Raw genomic sequence first — 18,539 nt, forward strand, 5'->3', positions numbered from 1 at the left:
GATACGTTCACATCGGTACCACAGGAGTGGTGCCGATACGAACGTATGAAGTGACCTAAGGAATCGAATGATTCACATCCCCCCCTTGAGCGGGCACCGGACCCGGCTCAGACGGGGCCACGGTTACATAGCCAGTGCTCTGTCCCTCGCGCTGGCCATCACCCTGCTGGACGGCACGAGTTCGGCTGTGGCAGAGCCACTGCGTCAGACGCCCACTGCGCCGAGGACTGCGGTTACTCAAGCAGCGGACATTCAGTCGGCGCGAGTCGCGGCGCGGCTCTCGGGCGAGCGGGTGGAGGCGCTGTCGGAGCGGACGGAGACCTCAACGACCTGGGTGAACAAGGATGGCTCGCTCACCACGGAGCTGGCCGCCGGCCCGATCCGCTTCCAGGACTCCGCCACCGGCGACTGGCGGGCAGTCGATGTCGAACTCGCTGCCGCAACGGACGGCTCGGTGGTCTCGAAGGCCCACCCCCGCGGGTTGAGGCTGGCAGGCAAGTCCGGCACCAAGGCCACATCGTTGCAGGCGGCTCAGGCAGCTCCGGCCACGGACCTGGTGACTTTGGGTGAAGGGGATGAGCAGATCACGCTGCAGTGGCGTGGTGGTCTGCCGACGCCGCAGCTGGACGGCACCCGAGCCACCTATGTGAACGCGGTGCCCGGCGCGGACGTGGTGGTAGAGGCCACCCGTACCGGCTTCGAGCAGTTCGTCGAGCTCAAGCAGAGGCCCTCCACCGACGGCTTCTCCTACACGCTGCCGCTGAGGACCAAGGGCCTGAAGGTCACCCAGCAGGCCGACGGCAGTGTGCTGTTCACTGACAAGAAGTCGAAGAAGACCGCGACGATGCCGGCCCCGGTGATGTGGGACGCCACCGTCGACAAGGTGTCCGGTGAGCACACCCACCGTTCCAAGGTCGCGATGAAGGTCGTCAAGACCAAGGGCGGTGTCGACCTGGTCATCACTCCGGACACGGCGTTCCTCGCCGACCCGGCCACCAAGTACCCGGTCACCGTCGACCCGTCCACCTCGGCTCTGGGCAACCTGTTCGACACCTACGTCCAGCAGGGCGAGACCGTCGACTGGTCCAACGACGTCGAGCTCGACCTGGGCAACCCCGGCACGAAGAACGCCGACGGCACCTTCCGCATCGCCCAGTCCTACATCACCTGGAACACCGCGCCGGTCTCCGACGCCATGGTCTCCAGCGCCACCCTGAGCCTGTGGAACTTCCACTCCGGCAACACCGACTGCACCGCGCAGCCGTGGGAGGTGTGGACGGCGAACAACGCCTCCACCGCCTCCCGCTGGACGAACCGCCCGGCCATGGTGACCAAGATGGCCACCTCCACCCAGACCAAGGGAAACGCGGGCTGCTCCACGCAGCCCGACGGGTGGATCAACGCCGATGTCACCGACCTGGTCCAGCACTGGGCGAACAACAAGTGGTCCCACGCCGGCATGGGGCTGAAGGCCACGGACGAGAACGACATCAAGGAGTGGAAGCGGGTCAACTCCGCCAACGCCGCCTCGAACGTTCCGAAACTGACCGTCACCTACAACTACCGGCCGCGCACGGGAACGAAGCAGGAGGCGGGCCCTCCTTACTTCTCCTACAGCGGCGCCTACGTGGTCAACACCGTCACGCCGACGCTGCGGGACACCTTCGTCGACGCCAACGGTGACAAGGTCAACGGCACCTTCCAGATCTTCGACAACGCCACCAACACGCAGGTCGGCGATGTCATCGTCTCGCCGTGGGTGAACTCCGGTCAGGTCGCTTCCGTGACCGTCCCGGCCGGTGTGCTGACAGGCGGCAAGACGTACAAGTTCCGCACCTCCCCCTACGACGGAGCCCACTACAACCTGGGCTGGTCGGCGTGGAAGACCTTCACGGTCGACACCGCCCCGCCGTCCGCCGCCACCGGCATCACCTCGACGGACTACCCGTCCACCGCGTGGGTCAAGGGGGCGGGACAGGCCGGAACCTTCACCGTCACACCGAACGGCACGGACCACAACTGGCTGGAGTGGTCACTGGACGGCGTGACCTGGACCAAGGCCGCCACCGCAGGCTCCACTACCGCCAAGGCCATCTCGGTCGCCCCGCCCAAGGACGGCACCCACACCCTCCAGGTGCGGCAAGTGGACAAGGCCGACAACAAGTCCGAGCCGATCGCGTACACCTTCCACGCCGGTCCCGGGGGGTTCGTCCAGCCGAGCGAAGGCGAACGCACTGCCCGTCGCCTCCCGCTGGTCGCTGAGGCTGATGCCGGCAAGTACGACAAGGTCTCCTTCTCCTGGCGCCGGTCCGAGGCCGACTCCTGGGTGCAGATTCCCGCAGGCCAGGTGACCTCCGGCGGAACGCCGCTGACCGCGTGGCCCGTCCCGGTGACGGGCGGCAGGAATGCGCCTCTGGTCTGGAACGCCACTGACACCGTCAACCCCGACGGCACCGTCGAGATCAAGGCCGACTTCACGGGCCCCGACAACGCCGGCGGCAGCACGCTGCCTCTGACCGTGGTCGTGGACCGCAACGCATCGGACGCTGCTTCCAGCCAAGCCGGTCCCGGATCAGTCAACCTACTGACCGGTGATTACACCCTGTCCGCCTCCGACGCCTCAGCCTTCGACCTTTCCGTGTCCCGCACCGCGTCCTCGCGCACCCCGGACAAGGGCGCTACGCAGGAGGGACAGGCGCCGATCTTCGGCAGGGAATGGGTGGCCGGCACGGCTGCCGAGCTCACGGACACCGATTTCTTCCACATCCGTAAGGTGTCCGACACAGCCGTGGCCGTGGTGGATGCCCAGGGTGAGGAGGTGTACTTCACGGCGAACGCCGCAAGGAACGGGTGGATCGTGGAACCCGGCGCGGAGACCCTGACGTTGAAGGGCAGCACCACCGGCTCGTTCACCCTCTCCGACACAGAGGGCACAGTGACGGAGTTCACCAAGCCTGACGCGACGGCAGCCACCTGGCAGGTGTCCAGCACACTGATCGACGGACTGTCGAACTCCACCACGACGGTGGTCTCCGAGACCGTGACCGTGGGCAGCGAGAAGCTGGCGCGTCCGAAGCGGGTCATCGCTCCGACGTCGGCCGCCACCCCGGCGGCGTGCACGACGGCCCCGGCCACCAAGGGCTGCCGTGTGATGGAGTACGTCTACGCAGCAAGCACCACGGCGACCACCACCACATACGGTGACTTCGCCGGTCAGGTCAAGGAGATCCGGCTGTGGTCCACCCAACCCGGTGCGGCTGCCGCGACCTACAAGCCGGTACAGACGTACGTGTACGACACCGACGGCCGCCTGCGTCAGACGTGGAACCCGCAGATCACGCCGTCCTTGAAGACGGAGTACGCCTATGATGACGCGGGGCGTGTCACGCAGCTGACCTCACCGGGCGAACTGCCGTGGACGTTCACCTACGGCCAGGCCGGCAACGCCGCCACCGCCGGTGACGGCATGCTGCTCAAGGCGTCCCGGCCGGGCCTCCAACAGGGCACGACGGGAACCGAGTCCGGCACCGCTGCTACCAGCATCGTCTATGACGTCCCGCTCTCGGGCACCACCGCGCCGTACAAGATGGGCCCGGGCGAAGTGAAGGTCTGGGGCCAGCTGGACGCCCCCACGGACGCCGCCGCCGTCTTCCCCGCCGACGTCGTTCCGGCCTCGCACTCCGGCACCATGCTGACCGCCGCCGACTACAAGCGTGCCGACGTGCACTACCTCGGGGTCTCAGGCCGCCAGGTCAACACTGCCACGCCCGGCGGTCACATCTCCACCACGGAGTACGACCGCTTCGGCCACGTCGTCCGCGCTCTGTCGGCAGGCAACCGCTCGGTCGCCCTCGGTCTGACCGCCGACGACAGGTCGGCCCAAGCCGACCTCGGTATCGCCCAGCTGACCGCAGCGGGGCGTGCCGACCTGCTCACCTCCAGGTCGGTGTACGACGAGACCGGCACGCGGAAACTGGAGGAGATCGGTCCGTTGCGTCGGATCGAACTTACGGCGGACCTGAAGTCGGGTGCCACGACCTTGGTCCCGGCCTCCACATCGGTCACTGCCCGTTCCCGGACGGTGAACGAATACGATGCGGGCCGCCCGACAGACGGCACCGCGAAGGTCAAGGACCAGATCACCAAGGTAACCACCGGCGCGGAGGTGCGCGAGCATCCGTCCGTCATGGGCGAGCCCCAGGTCACCCAGCTCGTTTACGACTGGGCAAGGGGACTGCTGACCAAGACTGTCAAGGACCCCGGTGGCCTGGCTGTCACCCAGACCATTGAGCACGACGCCCAGGGCCGCATCAGCAAAGAGATACCGCCCGGCGCCACCGGCACGGACGCGGCCACACGCGTGACGACATACTGGTCCGCCACGGGCACGGGCACCTGTCAGGGCCGCCCCGAATGGGCCGACCTGGTCTGCTCCACGGGGCCCGCGAGCGCCATCACAGGAGGTGGAACCAACCCGACCCAGCTGCCGACCATCACCACCGAGTACGACTGGTGGGGCAACGCCGCCAAGGTCTCCGACACCGCCAACGGCGTCACTCGCACCACCACCACCTCGTATGACGGTGCCGGCCGTCTCCTCACGGCGAAGGTGACCGGCGGCATCGGCCAGGCCGTCCCCGAGGCCACCACCGAGTACGACGCCACGACCGGCCGAATCGTCAAGACCGTGTCGCCGACCGGAGGCACGATCACGAGGGAGTACGACAAACTCGGCCGCCTCGTGACCTACACCGACGCCGACGGCGGTACGACAACGACCCGGTACGACCTGCTGAACCGGCCGGTCAGCGTGACCGACTCGGTCCCGTCCACGGTCACCTACACCTACGACCACGCGGACGAGCCGCGTGGAATGCCGACGAAGACGACCGACTCCGTCGCAGGCGCCTTCGAGGCCACGTACGACGCGGACGGCTCTGTGGTGAGCGAGAAGCTGCCCGGCGGCTACTCGGTCAAGCAGACCGAGGGCACCACCGGTGCCGCCGTCGACCGCACGTATACCCGCGACAGCGACGGCACGGTCGTCTACTCCGACACCGTGACCGAGTCCGTCCACGGCCAGGTCACCAGCCACGCCGGCTGGTCGGACCAGAAGTACCGGTACGACGCGACCGGACGCCTGAGCACGGTCGAGGACACGTACGACACGGTCTGCACCAAGCGCACCTACACCTTCGACAGCCGAAGCAACCGCACGTCCCTGGCCAGGGCGACCGGCACTCCCGGCGCCGACTGCCCCACCACCGCGGGTACGAGCACCAGCCACACCTACGACAGCGCCGACCGCCTCGTCGACTCCGGCTACACGTACGATGCGTTCGGCCGCACCACGGCTCTGCCGGGCAGCACCATCGGCTACTACGCCAATGACCTCGCCCACCAGCAGATCGCCGGCGGCAAGCGTCAGACCTGGCAGCTGGACGCCGTCCACCGCTTCCGCTCCTGGAAGGTGGAGACCGGCAGTGGTACGAACTGGACGCAGACGGGGGCCAAACTCAACCACTACGACAGCGATGGCGACAGCCCTCGTTGGATCGTCGAGGACACGGCCACCGGTGCCGTCACCCGTAACGTCGGATCGGCGTCCGGAGTCCTGGCTGCGACGACCGGCAAGACGGGGGACACCGTCCTTCAGATCACGACGATCCACGGTGACGTGGCGCTCCAACTCCCGCTCACGGCGGGCAACGCACCCGTCGCCTTGGACAGCGACGAGTACGGCAACCCGCGTGCGGGCCAGCCTGCTACCCGCTACAACTGGCTCGGTGCCAAGCAGCGCTCCACCGAGACTCTGACGGGCCTCACCCTCATGGGCGTCCGGCTCTACAATCCTGCGACGGGCCGCTTCCTGTCCAAGGACCCCGTCTATGGCGGAAGCGCCAACGCGTACGAATACGGCAACGCGGACCCCGTGAACCAGCAGGACCTGGACGGCCACGCTTCGAAGAGCAAGAAGAAGGCCATCGAGGCCAAGGCCTGCTGGAGCCTCGGCTACTACGGCTGTGTCCTCGCCTCGACCATCTCCGTGATGGCACTGCAAATGACGGGCCGCGGCGCACGGAACAACGCCATCCGCCACTTCATATGGCAGGCGAGCCTGACGTTCTTCTTCGGTGCGAGAGCCGCCAAGCGCCTTGGTGACGCACACGAGTGGGGCGAGACGTGCAAGCGCTGGGATCGCTCCTGCGACACCTACAAGGACCAGCACAACAACCGCCAGGCGCGTACCTTCGCTTCCAGTTGGTGGAACAGCCACGAGATGGCGAGGTTCAACCGTCGCGGCCAACTCCTCGGGTACCTCTACGCCGCCGGAGACTGGCTCTACCGAAACAAGTACCTGTGGTGACGCATCCGACGAAGAGCCGTGCCGCGCGAAAGCTGGGACTGGTACTGCTCGCGCTGGCGGTGGCGGGCGTCGGCCTGTTCGCGACGGTCACATGGCTGGAGGGGTCCGACGGCTGCGCGGACAGCTCCGCCAGGCAACGCCAGATCGCTGCCCTGAAGGTCCTCGGTACGCCTCCTGCCGGATCGCGTCCCGCGCTGGGCATCGAAGGCGTGCAGACCGAATGCATGGACGACAGCGGGGACCCCTGGCTGGCCGCCACCTCGGGCTACGGGTCCGACGCCGACCAGCAGACAGTCCTCGACCACTACCGGAAGGTGACGAAGCAAGACGGCTGGACATCGCTACGACCAGAAGTCGATGCCGGTGGTGCTCAAGGAGCTCCGGCTGACTCCTGTTACAGCAAGGACATCGCGGGCGGGCCGGTCCTGCTGCGGATCCACTACGCCACCCTCACCGAGTACCTCGTCAGCGTCGAGTCCTCATTGGACGGCACACTGATCGAGTGCTGAGACTGAACCAGGCTGTCCTCGATCTTCGGGTCGGGGACAGCCTGACGTTTTCGACGCACATGCCATAAAACGCGTCAGCGCAAGCCACCAGTGGCTTTCCCTGCTGGCGGACCTCGACGCTGTTGCCGGCGCGGTGGGCGACCTCGGCCGGATCCGCCCCGGCGCACAGCCAGGTGGACAGGGCCGAGTGCCTCAGGTCGTAAGGGCGCTTGGCGAGCGGGGTGGCGGCGAGGGCAGGTGGCAGGGCGAGGGCGCGGGCTTCGCGCCAGACGTGGTGGTAGGCGGTGTAGCCGAGGATGTTGCCGCGTCGCTGAATAACAGCCGGCCGTCGTCAGCCGTGCCGAACGTGGTGACGCTCTCACGCCACATCGCCACGAGATGCGGTGGCAGCGGCACCATCCGCGTGTCCCCCGGCCTGCGGTTCTTCAGCCCGCGCTCGTCGTGGTTGAGGCCGGTGTCGGCCCACCGCTTGCCGGCCTGCGGCAGCGTGCGGTGCAGAACCAGCCGACCCCACCCGGCGCTCGGCAGACGGCAGTCCGCCAGCGTCACCGCGATCGCCTCCTCCGGGCGCAGGCCCGCGTAGTACATGCCTGCGAACAGCCCGACGAGCCGGCGACCATGAGCCCGTCGGTATCCGCCGACGCAGTCAAGGGATCAGAGCTGGCCGAGGGCATGCAGATCGGCGCGTGGAACACGACCCCGTGCCTGCTGCTGTCCACCGAGCTCAGGGGCCAGGGCGGAATCGTCGTCAACACCCTGCACTCCCCCGGCGAAGCCCAGCTCCCTCTCCGTGGACCGGGAACGCCCGGGAACGCCGACGAGGAGATCACCGGCAAGTCCGGCATCCCCTACCCCAACGCCATCCGCATCCCGGCCCACGAGGGCCGGCGGGCAGGGCACGCCGACGGCTTCCAGGTCGGCGAGGACGGCCTCCCCTGGTTCGGCCGGCTCCTGGCCCGCACCGGGGCCGCCGGGCTGCCGCCTTCGCCGGCGGAGGTCAGAAGACGGCCCAGTACCTCACCAAACACCAGGGCCGCGAGCACTACAACGTGCCCACCTTCGCCGCCACCTCCAGCTCCCACGACCCCGAGATCACCGTCGCCGGCAGGAAATTCGTCGGCACCGGCCACGTCTTCCGCATGGAGACCGTCCGCATCGAGGCATTCTCCGGAATGGACGCGAAGCTCTATGGCCGACCGGGCGCAGCCCGCGTCGTCGAGCCGGGCCTGTACCTGCCAGAGGTACGGCGCCGTCGCCTGCAGCCGCAGGTCCAACGGGACGCGCGCCGCACTGCTGGACGCACCGATAGGTGCTGCGGCTATCCGTGTGCGGACGGGCTCGTACGAGCGTGATCAGGGGTACGGCCGGGTACGGAGGGTCCCGTGCTGCCATCGCTGCGTCTGCCCGGTCTGATTCCGCCGGCCGCGCTGGCGGTCCTGGCGGGCGAGGTCCGGCGCCTGGCGCGGCTAGCGGTGCGGCGGGATTGCGCCATGGAGTGCATGGACGGATCACCCCGACACATGACCACGCTCGGCGGTCAGGTCATCGCCGAGGAGTCCACCCTGATCCCGCAGTTGTACGCGCACGAGGAACTGCTCGCTCTGCTCGGCGCGATCGCGGGCCTGGACGCCGTACCGGTGCGAGACCCGCTGGAGCGCCACGTCATCAACGTGCTCCACAAGCCGGGAGACACCCACGGCGCGCACACCGACGACTACCCGCTGGCCCTCGTCCTCTTCGTGCATGCCCTGGCGGACCCCGCCGACGGCGGACTCCTCGAGTACGCCTCGCGCGCCCACCACCTGAGCGCACTGCGCCGCAGCGGGACACCCCGCCGAGCCCACCGCACGCCGGGCGACGGCTACCTCCTGGCCAGCGACACCACGCCCCACCGGGTCACCCCGCTGCGGCGTGTCGGCCTGCGCCGTACGGTTCTCAACTGCGCCTATACGACGCCGGACCGACAGCAGGCCGTCACGCCGTCCGCGGCGCGGCTGTACCGACGTGACCCGTGAGGCCCGGCCTGCCGCGTGGTGGGGTGGTGATCCCGCCCGCCGCGAGCCCGCCGGGCTTCGAACGCTTCGGCCTCCAGGCAGCTCACGGGCTCCAGTACCGCGCGAGTGCTCCCTCCTGGTACGGGGCTGGGGTCACGCTCAGTTCGCCGGCGAAGGGGCGGTCGAGGACGAGGACCAGGAGCAGGCTGAAGCCGATGAGGGCGGCGACGGAGGCGACGAAGAGGATCTGGATCCGCAGTTTGCGCATGCCGTAGAGGAAGGTGAGAGGGATCAGGACGAGCGCGCCGCCGAAGGCCAGGATCTGGAGGAGTGGGGGAAGTTCCTGTTCTGCCATGGTCAGGCGGGCGCGGCGCTGGGAGGCGACGTCGTTGAGGCGGGCGACGGCCTCTCCGTAGAAGACCTCTTCGCGGGCGGTCTTCGGCTCGTAGGTCTGCAGCACGTCGAAGACCGTCTGGAGCTTGTCGGCGGTGGCTCCGTAGCTGGGCCGCCCCTCGCGCATCCGGGGCCACTGGTCTTCCACGACCGCGTGGACGTACCCGCTGAGCGCGGCGTCGACCTGGGCGCGGACCGGGTCGGGGAAGGCGGCGGCGTCACGGGCGATCATGGCGACGTCGGTGGCCTCGGTCGCGACGATGGTCTGCGTGTTGTCCAGTTGGGTCCAGAGGGTGACGATGACGAACGCGAGGATGATGCCGTAGATCGCGCCGAACATCCCCAGCGTCACCCCGACCATGTCGTTGTGCTCACCCTCGGCCAGCGACGGGTACCTGCGGCGGAGCAGCACGCTGCCGGCCACCGCCAGACCGATGGTCCCGCCGACGGTGAGCATGGCCAGGGTGAAGGTGCTGAAGTGGTTGAGCAGCCAGAGCGCCATGTGCGGGGAGTGTAGGGAGCATCCGATCGCCGGCGGCGCCCCTTGAGCGACGGTGCCGGGTCATTGCTCGCCTCACCGCCCCGCACCCCACACCATCGAGTGAGAGTACGAAAAGCCCTGCCACCCGGCGTCGCCTCACCCTTCGGACGCGCGGTCGAACGCGAGAGCGGGCGAGTCCTCGGTACGGCCGGCGAACGCACTGCCCGCCGCTCCGCCCGTCGGCCCCTTGGCGTGTGGTGTTGATCACAGCGCGAACCCGTGATGGTCCGGCCTCCGGTTGCGCTGGATTCTGGGGAGGGCACGGAGACCGGCGGCCTTCCCGAGGACCACGAGTACCGGGAAGAGCCGCACGGGTTCGTGCAGTGAGGGTGGAAGCGATGGACCACGTCAGCCGCACGCTGCGGGCCGCCGACATGAGCCGGTACGCCTCCGCGTTCGCCTCCCGCGTGACCGCGAAGGCACGGCTCCCCCTCGACTTCTCCGTAGCCAGCCTGCGGATCGTCGATCGCGTGGTCGACGGGCTGCGGCAGGGGACCGCCGACCCGGTGGCCGCCGCGCCCGTACTCCGCGAACTCGGCGCGTATCTCGGCGAGGTGATTGTCCGTCAAGCCTGCGCCCGCTGGGTGGACTTCGACGAGGCGACGTCCGAGCTGTTCCGGCAGCCGGTCGGCGTCCGGATGCCCGACGGGCGGGCGTGGAACCCCCTCGGCAAGGTCGTCAACCGCTTCGAGCTGGGCCCCGAGGAATCCGCCCACACCTTCTTCCTGCTGCTCCCCGGTCGTGTGCGGCGCCCGCCGCTGCCACGGCGTACGGCCGACGGCCGGCACCCGGCGGCCGCGTAGGGTGATGCGCCGGACAGCATGACGCGGGAATACCGAAGGAAGATCACTTGGGGGCGAACGACGCCGCTCTGCAGCATGCGGTGGAGCGTGCTCAGGACGGTGACGACGAAGCGTTCGCCGACGTGTACCGGATCGTGCAACCCGGGCTGCTGGGGTACCTGCGAGGGCTCGTCGGTGAGTCCGCCGAGGACGTGGCCTCCGACGCCTGGCTCGAGATAGCCCGCGACCTGGCACGGTTCCGCGGGGACGGTGCGGGGTTCCGCGGCTGGACCGCGACCATCGCCCGCCACCGCGCACTGGACCACCTGCGGCGCCTGCGCTCCCGGCCGTTAACGGCCCCGTTCGGACAGGACGTGCTCGATCTGCCCGCCCCGCGGGAAACGGCGGGCGAGGCCCTGGAGGCGCTGTCCACCGCGGAGGCACTGGCCCTGGTCGCCGGGCTCCCCCGGGACCAGGCCGAGGCGGTGCTGCTGCGGGTGGTCGTCGGGCTGGACGGGCCTACGGCGGCCCGGGTCCTGGGCAAGCGGGTCGGGGCGGTACGGTCCGCCGCGCACCGCGGGCTGAAGCGGCTCGCGAAGGAGATGAAGGGATGAGAGGTGAAGACGGTATGCGGGAACACGACGACATCGAGGCGGCACTGGCCGCTGCCCTGCGGCCCACGGACGTGGACGACGCCTCGGCCCGGGCAGCCGTCGCCGCGTTCCGTACGGCCCGCGACACGGGCCTGCACTCGCCTCGGCCCACCAGACGCCGCGAGGACTGGCGCCCCGCACCGGAACGCCGTACCGGACGTTCGCTCAAGACCGCGCTCGCGGCCCTGGTCGCAAGCCTGACCCTGGGCGGGATCGCGCTCGCCACAGCCGTTCCGCACGATCCCTCCGACGAAACCGAGACCCGCGACCCCGAGCCCCGCCGCACCGCATCCGCTCCTCCGCCGCTGGAGGGACCCGCCAGTTCGATGTCGTCCGAGTTTCCGCACCCGCCCCCGCCCTCGAGTTCGCCCTCGCCCTCGCCCTCGAGTTCGGCGTCCCCGCGCCCGGCCCCCGCCACCCATCCCCTGCCCCATGTCCCCGTCCATCCGGCGCCGACGCATGAATCCCTCTGCCGCGCGTACGAGAAGGCCCTCGGCAACGGCAAGGCCATGGACGCCCCGGCGTGGGAGCGTCTGGTCGCCGCGGCCGACGGCGAGGACATCCCGACGTACTGCGAATCCCTCCTGCCCCCCGGAGCCCCGCCCGCCTCTGGGAAGGGGCATCCCGATCCCCCCGCCAAGGGTCACTCCGACACTCACGCGACGCCCAAGGCAGGCGATTCGGTCCGCCATCCCCATGCGCCTGCCGGAGACGCGGCTGTCGGGGACGCGCCTGCCTCGGATGCGCCGGCTGTCGGGCGGCGCGGTCACTGACAGCGGGACTCGTGGTGCGAGGTCGTGGGCGTGTCGTGGCAGGCTCGCGGGGGCGCGGCGAGGCGGGTGATACCGACGGTGCCGGTGCCGAGTTGCGGCCGGGGCAGCAGCGCCCACAGGGTCGTGAGTGCGACGAGGGTCGCCAGGAGGGCCGCCATGCCGGTACGGCCCCGGGCCAGCTGTTCGACATCGCCTTCGACGGCTTCGGCAGCCCGGTGGTGGTGGGCGAAACCATGGACCCCGCCGTCAACCCGGCCGGGAACTACGTCCTGACCCCCGGTCCCCAGGGCTCCCTCACCCGTACCGAGGAACCGCCCGGCGCCGGCTTCCTGTATCCGCCGCTGAGCGGCGCGAACAGGAGTTCTGTAGGGTCGGCTGATCGTCGATCAGTCGATCCAGGGGGAGTTCCTTGTTCAAGTCCTCGATGCCGGGTGCGGTGGTCGTCGCCGTCGCCCTGGCCGCGCTCAGCGTTTCCTGCGGTGCGAGCGGTACGGGCAGTACGGCTGGTTCGGGCGGTTCCAGCGCCACCAGCAGCGCCGCGACGCCTGTCGCCACCGACTCTCCGGCCGGACAGGAGGGGGAGGGCGTGGAGAGTTCGTCGCCTGGGCCCCGAACCGCGTCGGCCGAGCGGGTTCGGGACGCGTTCGCCGGGCTGCAGGCGACGCTGAACGAGTCGTGCACGCCGGGCAACTGTGCCTACTTCCTCGGGCGGGTCTACGACGAACTCCAGCGTATGGACCGGGCCATGAAGGCCGACCCGAAGGGGCCCGGGCACTTCCCCGAGCCGATCGCGCTCATCGAGAAGCTCAACGGCGAACTCGGCGGCGACCGTTCCTTCGAGAACCTGAAGAAGCACCAGAGCCTGCTGGTCGGCACGCGCGACGAGATCAACACGTGGATGCAGGACCACCCCGACGACTACCGCTGACTCGGGGCGGCGGCGGGGCACGACCCAGGGCGTTACGCCGTGCGTTTGCGGGGGGTCGTCTTCTTCGCCGCCGCCTTCGTCGCTTCCTTCGTCGCCGTCTTCTTCGTCGTCGCCTTCGTCGTCGTCTTCTTCGCCGGCGTCTTCTTCGCCGGCGCCTTCTTGGTCGCGGCCTTCTTCGGTGCCTCCTCCGCCGCGCCCGCCGCTCCGTCCGCCGTCGACGTCGACTTGCGGGCCGGCGTCGCCGTCTTCTTCGCGGGCGTCCGGGACGTGGACTTCTTGCCCCCCGTCTCCTTCGGCGTCCCGCGCGGCTTGAGCTCCGTCACCACGGCGTCCTCGCCGCGAGCCTCCTTCGCCGCCCTGACGCTGCTCTCCAGCGCCGCCATCAGGTCGATCACCCGGCCACCCGGCGCCTCCCCCGGGGACGGGGGCGCGACGGCCTCGCCGCCCTCCGCCTTCGCCGCGATCATCTCCTCGACCGCGGTCCGGTAGTCGTCGTGCAGGCTGTTGATGTCGACCTCGCCCAGCGTGGCCATCAGGGCGTCCGCCAGGTCGAGTTCGGCGTCCCGTACGGCGACCGGGGTCTCCGGGGCCACGCCCTCGGGGGCGCGGATCTCGTCCGGCCAGAGCAACCCGTGCATCGCGATCACGTCGTCCACGACCCGCAGCATGCCGAGCCGCTCCCGCCCCCTGAGCGCGTACTTGGCCACCGCCACCTTGTCGCTGCGCTTGAGCGCCTCACGGAGCAGCGTGTACGGCTTGGCCGCCGGCACGCCGTTCGCCGAGAGGTAGTACGCGGCGTCCATCTGGAGCGGATCGATCTCACCGGCCGGCACGAAGGCCACGATCTCGATCGTCTTCGCCGTCGGGAGCGGCAGGGCGGCCAGGTCCTCGTCGGTGATCGGGATCATGGTCCCGTCGGCGTCCTCGTACGCCTTGCCGATCTCCGGCGTGGAGAGTTCCTCGCCGTCGAGCTCGCACACCTTCTTGTAGCGGACGCGGCCGCCGTCCTCGGTATGGATCTGGCGGAAGGAGACCGAATGGCTCTCGGTGGCGTTCACCAGCTTGATCGGGATGCTGACAAGCCCGAAAGAGATGGCGCCGTTCCAGATGGATCGCACGTTTCTTACCTTTCGAGCCTAAAAAAGATGATTCGGGGGGATTGTCATCGTATGACGCCTCTCACGGAGGTGGAGGGGCGGCGCCTGGCGCTCAGCAACCTGGACAAGGTGCTCCACCCGGTCACCGGCACCACCAAGGGCGAGCTGCTCCACTACTACGCGACCGTCGGGGCCGCGATCCTGCCGCATCTGCGGGACCGGCCCGTGTCCTTCCTGCGCTATCCGGACGGCCCGGACGGGCAGCTCTTCTTCACGAAGAATCCTCCGCCCGGCACACCCTCCTGGGTGAGGACCACCCCCGTACCCCGCTCCGAGGACCCCCGCGCCCGGCAGGTGGTGATCGACGACCTCGCCTCGCTGATGTGGGCGGCGAACCTCGTCGTGGAGTTCCACACCCCGCAGTGGCGGGCCTCCTCCCCCGCCGTCGCCGACCGGCTCGTGTTCGACCTCGACCCCGGGCCGCCCGCGACGGTCGTCGAGTGCTGCCGGGTCGCGCTGCACCTGCGCGAGCGGCTCGCCGCGGACGGCCTCCACGCCTACGCCAAGACCTCCGGCTCCAAGGGGCTGCACCTCCTCGTGCCGGTGGTGCCGACGCCGTCCTCGCGCGTCTCCGCGTACGCCCGACAGCTCGCCGTCGAAGCGGAGGCGGCGCTGCCGAAACTCGTCGTGCACCGGATGGCCAAGGCCCTGCGGACCGGGAAGGTCTTCGTCGACCACAGCCAGAACGCCGCCGCCAAGACCACCGCCACCCCCTACACCCTGCGGGCGCGGGCCCTGCCCGCCGTGTCCGCGCCCGTCACGTGGGAGGAGGTGGAGGAGAACGCGGGGCCGCGCGCCGCGGATCCGGAAGCCCTCGTTCTCCTCATGGACGACATCACGCCACGTCTGGAGCGGTACGGGGAGCTCCTGGCACCGCTTTTCGCACCCGAGCGGGCGGGAGAGCTGCCTTGAGCCGGGACGGGGGCCGCCTGACCGGCGGGGGTGGGACCGGTGCCGGCGGGGGTGGGCCCGGTGCCGGCGGAGGTGGGCTCGGTGCCGGCGGGGGTGGGACCGGTGCCGGCGGGGGTGGGACCGGTGCCGGCGGGGGTGGGCCCGGTGCCGGTGGGGGCGGGGCGCTCGGGCCCGTCGTGCTGGTTCCGCCCGTCGACGTCATGCGGCCCCGGGCCGCCGACGAGATCCCCGTACAGGCCCCGCCGCCCCGGCAGCTCCAGTACTCGCTCAAGCTCGACGGGTTCCGTGCGCTCGCCTTCGTCCTCGGCGGCGGCAAGGTCGTCCTCCAGTCCCGCTCCCGCCGCGACCTCGCCCCCGAGTTCCCCGAGACCGCCGCCCACCTGCGGGAACAGCTACCGCCCGGGATCGTCCTCGACGGCGAGCTGTGCGCCTACCGGGAGGGCCGGCTCAGCTTCACCGACCTGCTCCGCTCCCCCGCGGACCGGGCCCGGACCGGCGTACCCGTCTCGTACATCGCCTTCGACCTCCTCGCCGTACCCGGGCAGGACGTGCGGAGCCTGCCGCTCCGCGACCGGTGGGAGCTGCTCGGTACGGCCCTGCGGGACGCCGAACCGCCGCTCCAGCGCGTCCTCGCCACCCTGGACGAGGAGACCGCGCGCGACTGGTTCCGGGACCTGCGGGACGCCGGGGTCGAGGGGATCGTCGCGAAGACCCTCGGCTCCACCTACCGGGCGGGGCCCACCTGGGCCTGGCGCAAGGTCCGGCACGCGGAGACGAGCGACGGCCTGCTGCTCGGCGTCCTCGGCCCCGCCGACCGGCCCCGCGCCCTCGTCGTACGGCTCGCCGACGGCCGTACCGTGACCACCTCGCCCCGGCTCTCCCCCGCCCAGTCGCGCGAGGTCGGCGCGCTTGTCGGCGACCGCGCCGGGCCCCTCGCCCCGCACCCGGAGCACGGACCGGTGCGGTGGGTGGACCCGCCGGTCCCGGTCGAACTGCGGCAGCTCGCGGGGCGCCAGCGGCAGGAGAACGCGACGTTCGTCCGGGTCCGGTCGGAGGGTTGAACGGGCGGCCCTCCCCGGCCCCGACGCCCTCGGCGCTTTTCACGGTCGATACCCTGCGCAACTGCCCTACTCCGTAGCGTACATGGCGCAAAGAGGCCGCAACTCGGGCCCTCCGCAGGCCGCGTGCTGTCAGCAAGGCCTTGCTTTCCGTCCCGTGGTGCACACTTGCTGCCTGATACAGGGCTCACGGGGAAGGCGGCCTGGCACATGCTGACGGGGATCGAGGAGGTCGACTGGGCCTCACTGGGGCACGCCTACGGCCCCGCGGACGACGTGCCGGAGCTCCTCCGCGGACTCGCCTCCGCCGATCCCGCGGAGCGGGAGACCGCCCTCGACGGCATGTACGGCGCCGTGCACCACCAGGGCGACGTCTACGACTCCACGCTCGCCTGCATCCCCTTCCTCCTCGAACTCGTCGCCGACCCCGCCGTCCAGGACCGCGGCTGCCTCGTCGAGCTCCTCACCAGCATCGGGGGGATCGAGCTCGACGACGACGATGAACTGGACGAACTCGGCTCGGAGGGCGACGACTTCATACCCGCCGCCAACTACGCCATGGCCGCCGCCGCCATCGCCGCCGGCTCCGACGTCTTCCTCGGGCTCGCCTCCGACCCCGACCCCGAGGTACGGCTCGCCGCGCCCTGCGCGCTCGCCTCGCTGCACCCCGAGCCCGCCCGGGTGCTGACCCTGCTGCGGGAACGGCTCACCGTCGAGCGGGACACCGAGGTGCGGCTCGCCCTCGTCGCCGCCCTCGGGCGGATCGCCCTGAGGCACGCGTCGCTGCGCGCCGAGATCGTCGACTGGCTCGGCTGGCTCGCCCGCGCCGCCCACGACCCCGGGCTCCGGCTCGCGGCCCTCGCCCAGCGGGCGCGCTGCGCGCCCGGCGACATCCCGGACGACGTCGTGCCGCGGGTGACGGGGCTCCTGGAGGAGATCAGGACCACTGCGCACACCGCGGCCGCCCCCGGCACCGACGGGTCCCGGCACGCCGCGCCCACCCTCATCGGGCAGGTCCGCGAGCTCCTGGAGGAGCACGCCGCCGGCCGCCCCGCCCCCTGGACCGAGGAGCTGCTCCGGACCCTGCACGCCGCCCTCGACGACCGCGTCGACGACCGCATCGCGCTGATCCTCGCGCAGCTGCGCAGCCCCGACTGGGGGCAGCGGTCGGACGCCATCTGGCTGTGCGGCGGGTTGATACGGATCTGGCGCGGGCGGTACGAGGAAGTCGTCCGGCTCGTCGGCGCGCAGCTCCACGACCCCGAACCGCGGCTCCGCGAGGCCGCCACCTCGTTCCTGGAGCGGCTCTTCGAGCTGGGCGCACCCGCCGCCGACGCGCTCACCGAGCGTCTGACCACGGGGCCGGGGTCTGGGACGGGGTTGGGGTCCGGGTCGGGGCCTGGGTCGGGGTCTGGGGCTGGGGCGTGGTCAGGGGGCGGTGGGCGTGGTCATCACGCCTTCGTCGGGCGGTCCGGGCGGGACGGGGCGCTCCTCGCGCTCGCCCGCGCCGGGGACACCCGTGCCGTGCCGCTGCTCGCCCGCGCCCTCGAGGAGGGGGGCGAGGTGCGGCGGGAGCTCCTGTACGCCATGGACGGCCTCGGGCCCTCGGCGGCGATGCTCGCCCCCCTACTGCGGCGCCGGCTCGCCGACGTCGAGCTCGACGAGCGGCTGTACGACCGGGCCGCGCCCCTGCTGTACGCCCTCGCGGCCGTACGCGGCGGCCAGGCCGTACCGGAGGTCCTGCGGGTCCTTCGCGGGGCGCCGCCGAACCGGCGCGACTGGGTGCGGGAGGCCGCCCTGCGGACCCTGGCGGCCTTCGGGCCTGCCGCCCGGCAGGCCGTACCGGACATGCGAAGACTCCTGGCCGCCGAGTCGGCCACCGTCTCCACGGCGGCGGCGCGGGCCCTGTGGGCGGCCGAAGGTGACATGGGAGAGGTCCTGGCGGCCCTGGGCCGGTGGCTGCGGCCGGGCGTCTCGGGCGCGGAGCGGTGCGCCGCCGCGCAGGTGCTCGGCGAGATCGGCCCGGCCGCCGCCTCGGCCGCGCCCGCGCTCCGGCCCGGTCTGGCCTCACGGGACCTGTGGGTGCGGGTCCGCAGCGCGGCCGCCCTGTGGCGGGTTTCCGGGGACACGGCGGCGGCCCTGCCGGTGCTACTCGCGGCCTGGGAGGAGAACCGGCACGCGCGCGTGGACGTCGCCGAGTGCCTGGCGGAGATGGGGCCCGCGGCGTCGGAGGCGCAGTTGGTCATCCTCACCGAGCTGACCCGGCGGCGGCGCCACAACGCCCGGGAGGGCGCCTCGGGCAGTCATGACGTCCACCTCGACGAGAAGCTCCTGACCTTGTGCCGGGCCGCGTTGGCCCGGATGGAGCGGGGGGTTTTCTAGCGGGGGGCGGTGGTTCGGGGCTGGTCCTGCGCCCCTGGCCGCCGGGCCGTGGGATGCCGCCCGCCGTGGGGCTGCCGTGGGGGCCGTCTA

The 18,539-nt window shown here is 70.9% G+C and carries 15 protein-coding genes; 11 read left to right on the plus strand and 4 right to left on the minus strand.

The window, feature by feature from the left end:
• The first annotated feature begins 151 nt into the window (after positions 1-151).
• Together ABT034_RS15775 and ABT034_RS15780 are read left to right on the plus strand one after the other, a co-directional pair.
• Entirely contained in the window at positions 152-6,367 is a 6,216-nt protein-coding gene (locus ABT034_RS15775) for a DNRLRE domain-containing protein (RefSeq protein WP_351215408.1), read from the plus strand.
• Complete coding sequence (locus ABT034_RS15780) at positions 6,361-6,876, plus strand: hypothetical protein (RefSeq protein ID WP_351215351.1); 516 nt, start codon at positions 6,361-6,363, stop codon at positions 6,874-6,876. The genes ABT034_RS15775 and ABT034_RS15780 overlap by 7 nt, the downstream gene beginning before the upstream one ends.
• Positions 6,877-7,068: 192 nt before the next feature.
• Here ABT034_RS15780 and ABT034_RS15785 read toward each other — a convergent pair whose 3' ends face one another.
• Positions 7,069-7,464 (minus strand): hypothetical protein, encoded by a 396-nt coding sequence (locus ABT034_RS15785; RefSeq protein ID WP_351215353.1) that lies wholly within the window; start codon positions 7,462-7,464, stop codon positions 7,069-7,071.
• Positions 7,465-7,925: 461 nt separating this feature from the next.
• Between ABT034_RS15785 and ABT034_RS15790 the strand changes: the two genes are divergently transcribed.
• Both ABT034_RS15790 and ABT034_RS15795 read left to right on the plus strand, forming a co-directional pair.
• Positions 7,926-8,228, plus strand: coding sequence for a hypothetical protein (locus ABT034_RS15790; protein WP_351215355.1), 303 nt, complete (start codon positions 7,926-7,928; stop codon positions 8,226-8,228).
• Between the two features lie 30 nt (positions 8,229-8,258).
• Positions 8,259-8,891 carry a HalD/BesD family halogenase gene (locus ABT034_RS15795; protein ID WP_502972933.1) on the plus strand — a complete coding sequence of 211 codons (633 nt, stop codon included), beginning with the start codon at positions 8,259-8,261 and terminating at the stop codon, positions 8,889-8,891.
• Between the two features lie 82 nt (positions 8,892-8,973).
• Here ABT034_RS15795 and ABT034_RS15800 read toward each other — a convergent pair whose 3' ends face one another.
• Positions 8,974-9,765 (minus strand): bestrophin-like domain, encoded by a 792-nt coding sequence (locus ABT034_RS15800; RefSeq protein ID WP_351215359.1) that lies wholly within the window; start codon positions 9,763-9,765, stop codon positions 8,974-8,976.
• 377 nt (positions 9,766-10,142) lie between these two features.
• Between ABT034_RS15800 and ABT034_RS15805 the strand changes: the two genes are divergently transcribed.
• From ABT034_RS15805 to ABT034_RS15815, 3 genes are read left to right on the plus strand one after another with little or no spacing between them, the layout of a single operon-like run.
• Entirely contained in the window at positions 10,143-10,607 is a 465-nt protein-coding gene (locus ABT034_RS15805) for a hypothetical protein (protein ID WP_351215361.1), read from the plus strand.
• A gap of 47 nt (positions 10,608-10,654) precedes the next feature.
• Positions 10,655-11,200, plus strand: a complete 546-nt coding sequence (locus tag ABT034_RS15810; RefSeq protein WP_351215363.1) for an RNA polymerase sigma factor — start codon at positions 10,655-10,657, stop codon at positions 11,198-11,200.
• Positions 11,197-12,012, plus strand: a complete 816-nt coding sequence (locus ABT034_RS15815) for a hypothetical protein (protein WP_351215365.1) — start codon at positions 11,197-11,199, stop codon at positions 12,010-12,012. The genes ABT034_RS15810 and ABT034_RS15815 overlap by 4 nt, the downstream gene beginning before the upstream one ends.
• Here ABT034_RS15815 and ABT034_RS15820 read toward each other — a convergent pair.
• Positions 12,006-12,170 carry a hypothetical protein gene (locus ABT034_RS15820; protein ID WP_351215367.1) on the minus strand — a complete coding sequence of 55 codons (165 nt, stop codon included), beginning with the start codon at positions 12,168-12,170 and terminating at the stop codon, positions 12,006-12,008. The two genes, ABT034_RS15815 and ABT034_RS15820, sit on opposite strands and share 7 nt — an antisense overlap.
• Before the next feature lie 251 nt (positions 12,171-12,421).
• Here ABT034_RS15820 and ABT034_RS15825 point away from each other — a divergent pair, with 251 nt between their 5' ends.
• Positions 12,422-12,940 carry a hypothetical protein gene (locus ABT034_RS15825; RefSeq protein ID WP_351215369.1) on the plus strand — a complete coding sequence of 173 codons (519 nt, stop codon included), beginning with the start codon at positions 12,422-12,424 and terminating at the stop codon, positions 12,938-12,940.
• A 32-nt stretch (positions 12,941-12,972) separates the two neighbouring features.
• Here ABT034_RS15825 and ku read toward each other — a convergent pair whose 3' ends face one another.
• Positions 12,973-14,058: a non-homologous end joining protein Ku gene (gene ku, locus ABT034_RS15830; protein ID WP_351215371.1), complete on the minus strand. Its 1,086-nt coding sequence runs from the start codon at positions 14,056-14,058 to the stop codon at positions 12,973-12,975.
• 51 nt (positions 14,059-14,109) lie between these two features.
• Here ku and ligD point away from each other — a divergent pair, with 51 nt between their 5' ends.
• The 3 genes from ligD to ABT034_RS15845 all read left to right on the plus strand — a co-directional run bounded on the left by ligD (position 14,110) and on the right by ABT034_RS15845 (position 18,449).
• Positions 14,110-15,009, plus strand: a complete 900-nt coding sequence (gene ligD / locus ABT034_RS15835) for a non-homologous end-joining DNA ligase (protein ID WP_351215373.1) — start codon at positions 14,110-14,112, stop codon at positions 15,007-15,009.
• A 176-nt stretch (positions 15,010-15,185) separates the two neighbouring features.
• Positions 15,186-16,070: an ATP-dependent DNA ligase gene (locus ABT034_RS15840; protein ID WP_351215375.1), complete on the plus strand. Its 885-nt coding sequence runs from the start codon at positions 15,186-15,188 to the stop codon at positions 16,068-16,070.
• Between the two features lie 207 nt (positions 16,071-16,277).
• Positions 16,278-18,449 (plus strand): PBS lyase, encoded by a 2,172-nt coding sequence (locus ABT034_RS15845; RefSeq protein WP_351215377.1) that lies wholly within the window; start codon positions 16,278-16,280, stop codon positions 18,447-18,449.
• Positions 18,450-18,539 lie beyond the last annotated feature (90 nt).

It is taken from the genome of Streptomyces sp. NPDC002773, from assembly GCF_040295605.1.
Classification (GTDB): domain Bacteria; phylum Actinomycetota; class Actinomycetes; order Streptomycetales; family Streptomycetaceae; genus Streptomyces.

What these genes read in the sequence shown, in the direction of transcription:
- ABT034_RS15785 (WP_351215353.1), bottom strand. Translation starts at nt 7,464, where the DNA reads ATGTACTACGCGGGCCTGCGCCCGGAGGAGGCGATCGCGGTGACGCTG.
- ABT034_RS15800 (WP_351215359.1), bottom strand. Translation starts at nt 9,765, where the DNA reads ATGGCGCTCTGGCTGCTCAACCACTTCAGCACCTTCACCCTGGCCATG.
- ABT034_RS15805 (WP_351215361.1), top strand. Translation starts at nt 10,143, where the DNA reads ATGGACCACGTCAGCCGCACGCTGCGGGCCGCCGACATGAGCCGGTAC.
- ABT034_RS15815 (WP_351215365.1), top strand. Translation starts at nt 11,197, where the DNA reads ATGAGAGGTGAAGACGGTATGCGGGAACACGACGACATCGAGGCGGCA.
- ABT034_RS15820 (WP_351215367.1), bottom strand. Translation starts at nt 12,170, where the DNA reads ATGGCGGCCCTCCTGGCGACCCTCGTCGCACTCACGACCCTGTGGGCG.
- ligD (WP_351215373.1), top strand. Translation starts at nt 14,110, where the DNA reads ATGACGCCTCTCACGGAGGTGGAGGGGCGGCGCCTGGCGCTCAGCAAC.
- ABT034_RS15845 (WP_351215377.1), top strand. Translation starts at nt 16,278, where the DNA reads ATGCTGACGGGGATCGAGGAGGTCGACTGGGCCTCACTGGGGCACGCC.